This is a genomic window from Kitasatospora sp. NPDC049285, from assembly GCF_040678815.1.
Lineage (GTDB): Bacteria > Actinomycetota > Actinomycetes > Streptomycetales > Streptomycetaceae > Kitasatospora.
The window spans coordinates 16,431-28,572 of the sequence record NZ_JBFAQR010000080.1 but is presented as its reverse complement, the minus strand read 5'-3'; the positions used below and the strand labels follow the sequence as shown (position 1 = coordinate 28,572).

General features: G+C 68.8%; 11 protein-coding genes and 1 pseudogene. 6 read left to right on the top strand and 6 right to left on the bottom strand.

What is annotated here, in order from left to right:
• Positions 1-130: 130 nt before the first annotated feature.
• Positions 131-679 carry a hypothetical protein gene (locus AB0K51_RS31555; RefSeq protein ID WP_363461118.1) on the bottom strand — a complete coding sequence of 183 codons (549 nt, stop codon included), beginning with the start codon at positions 677-679 and terminating at the stop codon, positions 131-133.
• A gap of 10 nt (positions 680-689) precedes the next feature.
• A pseudogene (locus tag AB0K51_RS31550) lies at positions 690-1,135 on the bottom strand (IS5 family transposase); the annotation flags it as partial.
• Between the two features lie 29 nt (positions 1,136-1,164).
• On the opposite strand from AB0K51_RS31550, the gene AB0K51_RS31545 reads away from it, so the two are divergent.
• The 5 genes from AB0K51_RS31545 (at position 1,165) to AB0K51_RS31525 (ending at position 6,495) form a co-directional block, all read left to right on the top strand.
• Complete coding sequence (locus AB0K51_RS31545; protein WP_363461124.1) at positions 1,165-1,779, top strand: RHS repeat domain-containing protein; 615 nt, start codon at positions 1,165-1,167, stop codon at positions 1,777-1,779.
• A 164-nt stretch (positions 1,780-1,943) separates the two neighbouring features.
• Positions 1,944-3,158 (top strand): ABC-three component system protein, encoded by a 1,215-nt coding sequence (locus tag AB0K51_RS31540; RefSeq protein ID WP_363461116.1) that lies wholly within the window; start codon positions 1,944-1,946, stop codon positions 3,156-3,158.
• Positions 3,155-3,640: a three component ABC system middle component gene (locus AB0K51_RS31535; protein WP_363461114.1), complete on the top strand. Its 486-nt coding sequence runs from the start codon at positions 3,155-3,157 to the stop codon at positions 3,638-3,640. The genes AB0K51_RS31540 and AB0K51_RS31535 overlap by 4 nt, the downstream gene beginning before the upstream one ends.
• Before the next feature lie 31 nt (positions 3,641-3,671).
• The gene (locus AB0K51_RS31530; RefSeq protein WP_363461112.1) at positions 3,672-5,621 is read left to right on the top strand and encodes a DUF3732 domain-containing protein; all 1,950 of its coding nucleotides are present in this window, start codon (positions 3,672-3,674) and stop codon (positions 5,619-5,621) included.
• Between the two features lie 286 nt (positions 5,622-5,907).
• Positions 5,908-6,495 (top strand): hypothetical protein, encoded by a 588-nt coding sequence (locus AB0K51_RS31525; protein WP_363461110.1) that lies wholly within the window; start codon positions 5,908-5,910, stop codon positions 6,493-6,495.
• A gap of 654 nt (positions 6,496-7,149) precedes the next feature.
• Here AB0K51_RS31525 and istB read toward each other — a convergent pair.
• The 4 genes from istB to AB0K51_RS31505 all read right to left on the bottom strand — a co-directional run bounded on the left by istB (position 7,150) and on the right by AB0K51_RS31505 (position 10,958).
• The gene (gene istB, locus AB0K51_RS31520) at positions 7,150-7,944 is read right to left on the bottom strand and encodes an IS21-like element helper ATPase IstB (protein ID WP_363461122.1); all 795 of its coding nucleotides are present in this window, start codon (positions 7,942-7,944) and stop codon (positions 7,150-7,152) included.
• A gap of 5 nt (positions 7,945-7,949) precedes the next feature.
• Positions 7,950-9,593: an IS21 family transposase gene (gene istA / locus AB0K51_RS31515; RefSeq protein ID WP_363461120.1), complete on the bottom strand. Its 1,644-nt coding sequence runs from the start codon at positions 9,591-9,593 to the stop codon at positions 7,950-7,952.
• 421 nt (positions 9,594-10,014) lie between these two features.
• Complete coding sequence (locus AB0K51_RS31510) at positions 10,015-10,704, bottom strand: helix-turn-helix transcriptional regulator (protein WP_363461108.1); 690 nt, start codon at positions 10,702-10,704, stop codon at positions 10,015-10,017.
• A gap of 56 nt (positions 10,705-10,760) precedes the next feature.
• Positions 10,761-10,958, bottom strand: coding sequence for a hypothetical protein (locus tag AB0K51_RS31505; protein ID WP_363461106.1), 198 nt, complete (start codon positions 10,956-10,958; stop codon positions 10,761-10,763).
• A 144-nt stretch (positions 10,959-11,102) separates the two neighbouring features.
• On the opposite strand from AB0K51_RS31505, the gene AB0K51_RS31500 reads away from it, so the two are divergent.
• Positions 11,103-12,098, top strand: coding sequence for a helix-turn-helix transcriptional regulator (locus AB0K51_RS31500; protein WP_363461104.1), 996 nt, complete (start codon positions 11,103-11,105; stop codon positions 12,096-12,098).
• Positions 12,099-12,142 lie beyond the last annotated feature (44 nt).

Below are 12,142 nucleotides of genomic sequence, written 5' to 3'. Positions count from 1 at the left end.
CCCCAGAATCGCCAGCCCCCTGTGCACCACCAGCCACACCGCACCAGGAGTGCATATCGCCAAGAATGGCGCCAGAAGTGACGTAAACGCCCTCTTAGACACCGTTTCTTTTGGTGGAACGCCTTCCGAGTCAGCGGTCGTTCGTGGGCCCTGCGCACTCCTCCAGGAGGGCGGCGAGGGCAACGTCGGCAGACTGGGCCGGGAAGGTCCGGGAGGCCGCGGCGCGGTCCGGTGACGTGATCACGTAGTGGTGGGCGAGGTAGGAGAGATCTCCCCAGCTTTCCCGGCTGTGGGCGCGCATCAGGACCTGGTCGCATCTCGTGCAGGCGATCCACGGGACGAGGGCGGGGCCGGCCGGGTCCTGGTCGGGCCCGAGGGATGGCTCATCGTCCGAGACACCGCTGTTTTCGAGCAGCCTCAGATGGGTCGGCGTGTCGTCCCCACGGCATTGGAGGATCCGGGGCGTGAGTGCCTCCCTCTCGCCCCATGTTTCCGCGAGTACGGAGATCTGGGCCCTGACCGTCTCGTTGATCGGCACTTGATGGGCGAGGAGCTCTGAGACGAGCAGGCCGAGCCCTGCCTCCTGCTCCCCGATGTTCCAGCAGTCCCGGACCTCCTGGGCCTCCGGCTCCGGCAGCAGGGCGGCGAGTCGGTTCCAGACAGCAGCGTCATCGGTCACCCGGCCGACGCTACCGGCCGACGCTGACACCCAGACGCCGGAGGCAGATGAGGGTCACCGCGATCGCTGTGAAGCCCATGAAGTGCTCGGACTTCCGCTCATAGCGGCGGTGAAGTCGGCGGCAGCCCGACAACCACGACGTTGGGTTCGCTCGACCACCCAGCGGTGACGGCCGAGACTAGCCGAGCTCTCCACTCCGCGGCGGGCGATTCGCGGGACGATGCCGCGTGCCCGCAGCCACTTTCGCAGGTGGTCGTAGTCGTAACCCTTGTCCCCGTGCAGCTTGGCAGGCCGCCGGCGACGCGGCCCGCGACGCGACCTGATGGGCGGGATACCCAGCACCAAGGGCTCCAGGGCCTGGCTGTCGTGCACGTTGGCGCCCGAGACGGCGACCGAGATCGGCAGTCCGCTGCGGTCGCAGATGAGGTGAATCTTCGGTCACCCTCCCCGGCGACCAGCCCGGCACCCCGGGCCCCGCCTCCACCATCACCTACGACCGCGCAGGCCAGCCGAAGACCACCACCCGCCTGTCCACCACCGGCACCACACTGGCCACCACCAGCACCGCCTACGACGTCGCAGGCAACCCGACCTCAGCCACCGACGCCGACGGCAACACCACCACCGCCACCTTCGACCCCAACGGCCGCGTGCTGCGCCACGTGGAGCCCGTCTCCGCAGGCAAGACCACCACCACAGCTTTCGGCTACGACGCCGCGGGCAACCGCACCGCCTACACCGACGGCAACAACAACACCACCTACTACACCTTCAACAGCCTCGGCCTGCCCGAGTCCACAATCGAGCCGGCCACCTCCGCCTACCCGAACCTCGCCGACCGCACCTACACCACCGCCTACGACATCCTCGAGGCACCGGTCACCAGGATCGAACCCGGCGGCGTCACCCTCACCAGCAGCTACGACGCCCTCGGCCGACTCACCGGACAGAACGGCACCGGCGGCGAAGCCGCCACCACCCCGGCCCGCACCGTCGGCTACGACCTGGGCGGAAGGCATGCAGCGCCGGGCGGAGGCGCGAACTGGCGTCCTCGCAACCGGCGTTCGAACATGTGGCAGTCCGTGGGCAGAGCCGGGTGAAGGCCGCCGCACCAGTGCTATGTTGTCGCCACGGGGGAGCGGCAGAACCGCCCTGACGGACGATCGCGAGCGATCGGCCGGACCACAGGAGCGCGCCGCTCGGACAAGCACGATCAGTAGTGGGAAACGTGGCGCAAGCTGGTTCGCATTCGGCCGCAGGCCAGATGACCGGATACCTCTACCAGTGCGAACTGGCCCTGCTGGAACTCGCGCGCCGCAGCTGGGAAGACGCTTCCTGCGCCGTCCGGATGGAAGTCCTCGACGACATCGAGTTCCTGGACCCCGACAACCACACCCCACTGGAGCTGATCCAGTCCAAACACCGCGAAGCAGCCGGCCCGTTGAGCGAGGCCGGCAAGGACCTCTGGCGATCGGTCGCCTCGTGGATCGATGCGCTGGAAGCCCTCGCAACCCTCTCGGGCGCGGTGATGCCACTGCTGCGCCTGGTCTCGACCCAGATTGCCCCTGCCGACACCTTCCTCTCGATGCTCCGCCCCGGAGCCCATCGGGACACTCGTGCCGCACTGGCCCGGATGGAGAAGGTCGCCGCGGACAAGGACGGCGCGGAGGGGACGGCCAAAGACCGGCAACTGTTCATGGCACTGCCCCCCTCGCAGCGCCAGCTGCTGGTCGACGCCATCACGGTCGACGACGGCGCCCCGGTGATGTCGGACCTGAATCCTAGTCTGGCCAAAGAGCTGGGGATCACGCCGAGCGACCATGCCCAAGCCGCTCTCGACGACATTAAAGGGTGGTGGTACGGCATGGCCGTCGGACTGCTGGAGCGCAAGAACCCCCAGCGCAAGCGGCCCGCGGTCAGCGCCCAGGAGCTCATGTGCCGCAGGGACGAAGTCCTCGACCGGTACACCACGAGGAACCTGCCGATCACCGAGACCCTGAGCAACCTCACCCAGGCCGAGATCGCCGGCTACGAGGGGCAGCTCGTCGTGGCCCAGATGCGGTGGATCGGCCTGCCGGATCCTGAGATCGCCATGCACCTGCGCGACTACCACCACGCGCGCGCCCAGCGCTCCGAATGGCTGCGCACCTTCAAGATCACAAACGAGCGGCTCGGCGAGTACGAGCGGGAGCTGCACGACGAGTGGGAGCACATCTTCCGCCGTCGTACCCGCCGTTTCCACGGCGACATGGACGCACCCGACCGCCAGTCCCTCGGCCAGGACGTACTGGACGACACCATGGACAGGGTCGCGGACAGACCCGCCCGCCCCGGCAGCGTCACCGCATCGTGGATCGGCCGCGGCACCGTGCACGGACTGGCCGACCAGGCAGACACTGCAGACCCGGACCGCACCGTCGGCTGGCACCCGGAATACCAGGACCTTTGCAAGCCTCGGGAAGAGACGCAGGACCAGTGACCACGACCCCCCAGCACCCCGTTCCCGAGGCGGAAGCCCTCTTCAATCCCGCCTTCGGCGCCTACCTCCTGGCCAGCAGCGTCCATGCCGCGGCCAAGAAGGCACAGAACCCCCTACCGTGGCCCAGCGCCTTCCTCGTCCTGCCCCTCGTCCTTCCCGAGGACACCCGGCGCTCGCTGCCGAGCAAGTCCACCGTGACCCTCATGGCCTGGGCTCACGCCAACCCCCGCCACCAGGCGGCCTTCGCCGAACGAGCCGCCGCGCTGACCGACTACACCCGCGCCAGCCTGCGCACCGCCTTGCGCCACCAGGCCATAGGCACCAGTCCACAAGGCTTGACAAGCCCCCGGCCTCCCAAACCCTCCTCTCAGGCCCCCGGCGAGGAGGTCGCCGAATGCGCACGCGCCGCCGTACTCGTCGGCCGCTGGCTCGCCACGACAGACCCGGCTCGCGCCTTCACCGTCCTCGGCGTCCGTCCCTGATCCGCCCCATCCAAGGAGCCCCAGAACCGCCATGCAGTTGCTCGCCCTGGCCATGTACCACCGAGACGGCGGGACAGCCCCGAGAGTCCTGCGTTTCCGTCCCGGGGCGCTGAACATCATCACGGGCGAGTCCGAGACCGGGAAGTCCGAAGTGCTCGACATCGTCGACTACTGCCTCGGACGCAGGACACCGAACCTCCCCGACGAACCGATCGACCGGACCGTCGGCTGGTACGCCCTCCTCATCGTCTTCGACGACGGAAGCCGCATGATCCTGGCCCGACCCCGCCCCACCGGCGCCTCCACACTCCACGCCATGGTGCAGACCGGCGACAGCCGCCTCGACGTCCCCGCCGCCGGCGAACTCATCCCCAACTCCAACGTCGCAGCCCTGCGCAGCGAGGTCAGCGCCCGGCTCGGGATCGAGGACTTCCGCTTCCAGCCGCCCGCCGGCGCCGGACGAAAAGCCTTCGACGTCTCGATCGCCCACGCCGCCCTGCTCTGCTTCCAGAACCAGAACGAGATCGCCGACAAGAAAGCCCTGTTCCACCGGCAGACCGAAACCGGGATGGCACAGACGCTCAAGGACACGCTGCCCTACTTCCTCGGAGCCGCAGGCCCCGAACAGGCCCTACGGCGCCACCACCTCACGGAAGCCACCCGCGCTCAGCGCGCGGCCCGGCGCAAGTACGACGACGCCGTGCGCCACCAGGCCGCGACAGAAGCGAACGGCCTCGCCCTGATGCGCCTCGCGCAGAACGAAGGACTGCTCACCGACATCCCCGCCGCACCGAACACCGCCCAGGTCATCGATCTGCTGCAGCAAGCCCTGGCCGCCTCGCCGCAGACTGCGGCACCGCTCAACCTGTCCGACCGGCGCCAAGCGCTGAACACCGAACGCCGCACGCTGCGAGACCAACTCCAGGAATACGACGAGAACCTGGCGACAGTCGACCGCTGGCAGCAACAGGGGCGCGCCTTCACCGGGGAACTCCACCTCCAACTCGACCGCCTCAAGACGCTTGCCCTGCTCGGCCCCGAGCACCAGCACGACACCAGCGTCTGCCCGATGTGCACTCAGCCCCTTCCGCACCCCGACCCGTCGGCACAGGACATCGCCGAGCTCACCGGCCACCTGGCCGAGGAACTCGCCCACGCGCAGACCCTGCAGCCCGTTCGCGACGAGCACCGGCGCGCCCTGCAGACCGAACGCGACAGCATCGCCGAACTCCTCCGACTCAACGGGGTGCAACTGCGAGAATTGCTGGCCAGCGATGAGCGGATGCGCAATCTGCAGGAGCAGAACCTCCGCATCGCGCACATCCAGGGGCGGATCGCCGAAGCCCTCGCCCGTACCGGTACGGACAGCGACCTCGGCAGGCTGCGCCACGAACTGGCCCTGGCCGAGGAACGGACCGCAGCACTCCAAGACCTCGTGGACGAAGACGACGTGGCCGCCGAGACCGAACGGTGCCTGGCCGACATCGCCACCGACATGACTGCCTGGGCGAAGCGCCTCGACCTCGGACAGGCCGCAGAAGCGACAGAGGTCGGCATCAGTCTCAGCCTGCTCAACGTCGTCGTCAGGCGCCCAGCCGGCCGACTGCCCCTCACCCGCATCGGCAGCGCCAAGAACTGGATCGGCTACCACCTCGTGGCCCACCTCGCCCTGCACACCTATCTGCGGCGCAACGCCCGTCCCGTCCCCGGCTTCCTCATGCTCGACCAGCCCACCCAGGCATTCTTCCCCGAGAGGCCACGCGACGCCTCGAAGATCCAGGACGCAGACTGGGCCACCGTCACCGCCTACTTCACCCTCCTCGACGAGGTGGCGCGACTCAACGAGGGCAACCTCCAGATCATTGTCAGCGACCACGCCAACCTGCCCGACACCTGGTTCCAGGACGCAGTCATCGCCAACTGGCGCCCCAACGGCGCCGGAAGCCGAAACGCCCTCATTCCCCCGGAGTGGCTCGACTGACGACTCGCTGGCCACCAGCCTTGCCCCCGACTGCCGGCGCATCCGAATTCCGGATGCCGCCAGCCGACCGGTGGGACGCGGCGATCCTTTTGAACCTCCACCACCAAAGTCCCGGCCGGGCTGACGGGCCGGGGGGCGTGAGCAGGATGCGATGCTCGTCGGCCCCGACAACCGTGTGAGCCTGATCCGTCGCCTGCGCCAGGAAACTCGGCCGCTTCCTCCCGGGAGCTGGACCGCCACCGGCGGTCCAAGGCCGTGTCCGCATCGTCGTCGAGGAGCTACAGACATGGGTTACCACACCGAGTTCACCGGCCGGATCACCGTCGTCCCGCCACTGAACGAGCCCGAGCGGACGTACCTGCGCAAGTTCGCCCGAAGCCGCCGGATGGACCGGGACCAGGGCCCCTACTACGTTGACGGACGCTGCTTCGACTCTCTCGACCCCACGTGGCAGGAGGACAGCGACGTCCGCGATCCCTCCCGCCCACCGGCAGGCCAACCCGGACTGTTCTGCGACTGGGAACCCACCGACGACGGCAGCGCAATCGAGTGGAACCAGACGGAGAAGTTCTACGACGCCACCCAGTGGATGCGCTACCTCATCGACCACTTCCTCAAGGCAGACGCCACCGCGCAGGGCCATCCCGGGTTCGAGCACTTCACCTTCGACCACGTCCTCAATGGCTCGGTCGACGCCGTAGGCGAAGAAGAAGGCGACGAGTGGCAGCTGATCGTCCAGGACAACACCGTGACCACAGTGGGACCCGAACGAGGGGACCCCAGCTGGATGTGCCTGGGCTGCCTGCGGATCGTCGAAAGCGAAGACGCAGCCTGCTGCGCCAACGCGGAGACGTTTCCGGTCTGGCCAGCCTGAGCACCCTGGCTTCGTTCACGAGAAGTAGCAGCGATTGATCAGCGGTTTGGGCAGCAGTTAGTGATCTTGGGTGCTGTGGGTGTTCACCAGAAATGACGTCACCCGACGATCCGCGGCTCGCCGGATTCCTTCGCCAGGACCTCAACCTGGTGCCCCCGGCCTCGCCAGGCTTTCGTCAGCCTCCCCTGAATCCGTATCCTCATCGGGCACAACTGAAGCGGGCCGCCCGCTTTGGAGCACCGGGGGCATGTGTGAACTGGTTGATGGGAGCACGGCTGCGATCGTGGCGCGCAAGACGGCAAGGCTGGGACCTCGACGTCGTGCGGGCTCTTCGGCTGCCAGTGCCGCGCCCGACGCAGGAACGCGCCCGCGAACTCATCCGGCAGAGGAGCTGGGAGGCGGCGATCGACGAAGTCCGTGCAGCGACCGGCTATGACCACCAGGACGCCAGGTGCGTCGCACTCGCCCTCGCGTATGCCTGGAAGCTTCCGACTGACCGGTCCCCCAGGCTCATCATTCCCGGCGGCATAACCTGCCGCCAGCCGCCACCATGATCACTCACGTGGATCCAAGCAGAGCCATTTTGCGGATCGTCATCAACGGGGACGGCCCTCCGCCCGAAGGGCGGAGGGCCTCGGGTTGGTGCCCCCGCGGTCAGCCGGTCTTGGCGGGTGCTTCGGTCCGCGCCCGGGTTGAGGCGAGTCGGTAGGAGTCGGTGCCGGTCTCGATGATGGTGCCGTTGAAGGTCAGGCGGTCAACGATGGCCGCGCAGAGCCGGGGGTCGGTGAAGGTCTTCGTCCAACCGCCGAAGGACTCGTTGGAGGCGATGGCGACGCTGTTCTTCTCCTCGCGCTCGGTGAGGACCTGGAAGAGCAGTTCGGCGCCGTGGCGGTCGAGTTCCATGTAGCCGAGCTCGTCGATGCAGAGCAGGTCGACACGGCCGTAGCGCGCGATCGTCTTGTTCAGCTGCTTCTCGTCGGCGGCCTCCACCAGCTCGTTCACCAGCTTGGTGGCCAGCGTGTAGCGGACGCGGTAGCCCTGCATGGCGGCCTCGGTGCCCAGGGCGATGAGCATGTGGGACTTGCCGGTGCCGGAGTCACCGATCAGGCAGAGTGGCTGGCTCTTCTTGATCCACTCGCAGCTGGCGAGGGTGTTGATCACGGCGGGGTCGATGTTGGGGTTGGCGTCGAAGTCGAAGGTCCGCAGCGACTTGTCGCGGGGGAAGCCGGCGGCCTTGATCCGCCGCTCCGAGCGGCGCCGGGCCCGGTCGTCGCACTCGGCCATCAACAGCTCGGCGAGGAAGCCGCGGTAGGTCATCTGGTCCTTGGCTGCCCGGTCGGCGATATCGGCGAACTCGTTGCGGATCGACGGCAGCCGCAGCAGCCTGCAGGCGGTGTCGATGGCCGTGGTCGCGGCCTGCTCGGTCAGGTTCCGCTGGCGGGGCAGCATGGCGGTCATGGCGCTTCTCCCTCTCGCAGGTCACCGCCGCCGGCGCGGCGGTGTCGGAGCAACTGGTCGTAGTGGGTCACCGAGGGAAGCGGCCTGGTGTCCGGCGGAAGGTGGTTGAGCTTCCACTCGTGCAGGAACGTCACACTCGCCCCTCCCAGCCCGGCAACCGGCGGCCTCGGTGCGGGGACATCCGCGGCGGGTTCGTCCTCGGTCTGGGCGGCCTTGCGGGCCTCCAGGGCGACCGCGTCCGCGGTCAACGCCCCGGCCCGCAACGCTGTGGCCAGGCCCGCGACGATGTGCTCGTGCGCGAGATGGCGGCCCAGCAGCAGCACCTCGATCAGTGCCCGGGTGCCCTCGGCGTCGCCGTGGGCCCTGACCGCCGCGGCCCACCAGGCGTCGTGGACCGGGGTGAACTTCCCGGCGGAGCGGGCCTGGTCGAGCGCGGTCGCGCCGGGGAAGGCGCCGGGCTTGCGGACCAGGGCTTCCAGGTAGTGGTCCAGCTCCAGTCGGCAGCCACCCTTGGCGATCAGCCGCTCGTGCCGGGCGACCTCGATGTTCCTGTCGTAGACCACCAAGTGGGAGGCGTGCAGCAGCACCCGGACCCGCTTGCCGATCAGGCGGACCGGCACCGAGTAGCGGTTGGTGCGGACCACGATCTGCCCGTAGCGGTCGACGCGCGGGGTGAACACCCGCCCAGTCTCAAACGGGTCCTCTGGCAGTGGCAGTAGCCGCGCTCGCTCGTCCTCGAAGTACTCGTCGACCGTCCTCGCCCTGGCCCCGATCCGCCGCCGCCCGTCATGCCGGTCCCACTGCTCGACCAGTTCGTTCAGCTCCGCCAGCGACTCGACCTCCGGCACCGGGACGAAGTGGTTGCGGCGGAAGTAACCGATCTGCCCTTCGACGCCGCCTTTCTCGTGGGCGCCCTCGATGCCGGGCCGGCAGTAGAAGCTCTCGATCCCGAAGTGCGACTTGAAGGCGATCCACCGATCGGCCTCGATCCGGGCCCGGCTCAGCCCCAGCACTCGGGCGACGGCGGCCTTCAGGTTGTCGTAGCGGACCTTGCTCCGCGGGACGCCGCCCAGTGTCCGCAGCGCGTGGACGTGACCCTCGAAGAACGCCTCCTGCCCGCAGGACGCGAAGACCCGGTGGACAGCCTTGCCCGAGTAGGACAGGCGGAAGGAGAACAGGTAGCAAATCACCAGCTCGCCGGAGAGCTTCACCGTCACGTCGCCGAAGTCGACCTCGGCCTCCATCCCGGGCTGGTGCGTCTGTGGGACGAACGCCTCGATCGGGGCCTTGCCCGACTCCACCAGGATCTGCGGCTTGCGGTCGGCGACGTAGCGACGGACCTGCTGGTAAGAGACCTCGGCACCGTGCTCCTCGAGCAGGCGGTGGAAGATCCGGGTGACCGTGTGCCGCTGCTTGCGCGGCGCGTCCAGGTCGGCCCGCAGAATCCCGTCGACCACCGCCTTGTACGGGTCCAGCGCGGTCGCCCGGGGCGGGAGCTTCTTCCGTGGCTCCGGCCAGACCGAGTCCACGGCCTTCCTGATCGTCCGCCACGACACGTTGTACTTGCGCGCGATCTCCCGCAGCTTCATGCCGCCGCGGTGGTCACGCCGGATCGCGGCGTACAGCTCGACCTTCGACATCTGCGGCATGACCAGGGCCTTTCACCAGGAGCACTCCCGATGCTGGCCTGGCAAGTACCCCGGTGACGCCGAAACTCGTGAACATCACCCATCCGTGGTTCTGGGTGACTCCCAAACCCGTGAACAACTGACGTCACAACTCGTGAGTTGGTTGAGGGCGGTGCGGCAGCGGATGGGGCCAGTCAGTGCGGCCGACACGTGGGGGAGGGACCATCAGAGGCCCGGTTCCGAAGGCCGGCCGATCCCGGCTCCGCGCCGTTGGCTGATGGCAGAAGAGGCCCGGATGTCCCATCCGGGCCTTCGCTGTTGGTGCTGTGCGTGGTGCTGGACGCGGAGTTTCTCCGGGCCGTTAGGGCTTGTAGGGACACGGCTCCGCACGCACGAGAGATCGTCGACCACGCCGCGGCCTGCTCCAACGTGGCTACGGATGGCCCGCAACGGAACGGCCGGACCTGGCCTCGCGAGCTGTCGCCGGCAGGTGGTCGGGCACCAGGCAGTGCTGCATGCGGATCCTTCTCCAGGCGTCCTTCCAGAGGTCGACGGTTCGTTGGGGGACTCCGCAGGCCGACACGATCGCGGTGACGCGTTCCAGGGGCGGGAGGCTGTCGCGGCGGGTGTCCAGTGCCTGAGCCAGGGTGCTGCGCGGCAGGCCCGTTGTCTTCTCGAGCCGCCGTAGGGAGGGCTCTCCGCTCCACGCTTTGAGCTGTCGAAGGTGCTGGACGAACTCGCCCGGTGTCGTGGCAGCCGAGGGGTCCGGGGGTGTGGAGGGCCGCCCTGTGCCCGCACCCGTTCCGGGCGCATCCGGGTGTCCGGTGGGCGAACCGGCCCCTCCCCGCGCCTCCCTTCGAGGCTGTGCGTTCTGGGCGGTCGGCTCCGGGACGTCCGGGGACGGCTGGCCCGGCCGGGGGCGGAGGGTGACGGTGAGCAGGGCGAGCTGGGCGCGATTGGCGGAACCGGTTTTGGCGCGTATGCGGCGAAGGTAGGTTTCCACGGTGTGCGGGCTGAGCTGTAGGCGCCGGGCGATGGTGCTGTAGGTGAGGCCCTGGGCAAGGTGTCCGAGGACTTCGATCTCACGGGGGGACAGTGGCGGTGGGGGCGTTGACGCGGGCACGGTGCTCTCCTTCCGGCGCGTCAGGACCTAGGGGCGGGTTGGTCGTCCTCGGTCGGTCAGGGCTGCTGGTTGCACTGTGCGCCGCATCCGCCCCACGAGGTGTCGTGGGGGGCAATGATCTGCAATGGCGCGACGACGGGCCCCTGGGCGTGTGGGGTGGTCGGGGTGCCCAGGCCGAGGACCGCGGCCGCGGCCAGCAGGGCGGGGGCGAGGCCCGCGACAAGCAGCTTGGCGGTGGGGCGGATGTGATTCACGGGGTCCTCCGGGGGACTCAAGGGCTGGTCGACAAACGGGAGTTGCTGTCGTTGTGCGATAAGTCTCGATGACGCGGCCAGCGCGGGGCTATGAGTCCTGCACGTCATCAAGTTGCGTGGCATCAAAGGGACCGGGGGACGAACATGGACAATCACCCGCAAGATCTGTTCACGGAGCCGGCTGACGCGCAGGTCTACCGATGGGTCCTGGCGAACCGGCGGGTCGACCTCGCGTCCATCGCCGCGGCGTTGGACATGACGGAGCAGGCCGTCGGGGAGTCGGTGGAGCGGCTGCGCGCCCTGTGCCTGGTGCACACCTTTCCCTCCCCGCCGGGCGAAGGCTATGCGGTGGCGCCGGAGGCGGCGATGGCGGCGATGGCCGCACCGGGCCAGGCCCGGATCCGCCAGGAGGAGGAGCGGATAGCCCGGGGTCGTGCGCTGCTGTCCGGCTTCCTGCCGCACTACCACGGCGCCCAGCAGGGGACCGGCGCCGGGATCGAGGTGATCCCCACTCTCTCCGAGGTCCGTGCGGCCCTCAACCACGCGGCCGACACCTGCCGAACCGAGGTCCTGGCCAGCCAGCCCGGCGGCGGGAGCCGTGTCCCGGAGGCGATGCAGGAGGCGCTGGCCCGCGACGAGGTGCTGCTGCGCCGCGGGGTGGCCATGCGCACGCTCTACCACCACACGGCCCGGTTCAACGGTCCCAGCCAGGCCTACGTCGAAGCGGCGTCGCGCCTCGGCGGCCAGTACCGCACCAGCCATGAGCTCTTCGGGCGCCTCATCGTGTTCGACCGCGCCCTGGCCTTCATCCCCGCCAGCGACGGGTCCTGGGGGGCAGTGGCGGTCCGTCAGGAGTGGCTCGTCGCCTACCTCTGTGACATCTTCGAGCAGACCTGGACCCGCGCCCGCCCTTTCACGATCGCCGCATCGGAAGGCCTGGAGCAGGTGGCCCAGGAGATCGACAGCACCATCGTCGAACTGCTCGCCGCGGGGCTCAAGGACGAGACCATCGCCCGACGCCTCGGAATGTCGCTGCGCACGGCCCGCCGACACATCGCCGACATCATGCAGCGGCTCGACGCGGAGAGTCGTTTCCAGGCCGGTGTGGCTGCCGCCAAGGCCGGGTTGATCGTCGAGTAGCGGGCGCTCCTCCTCACTGACGGACCGTCACAGCAGCTCAGTGA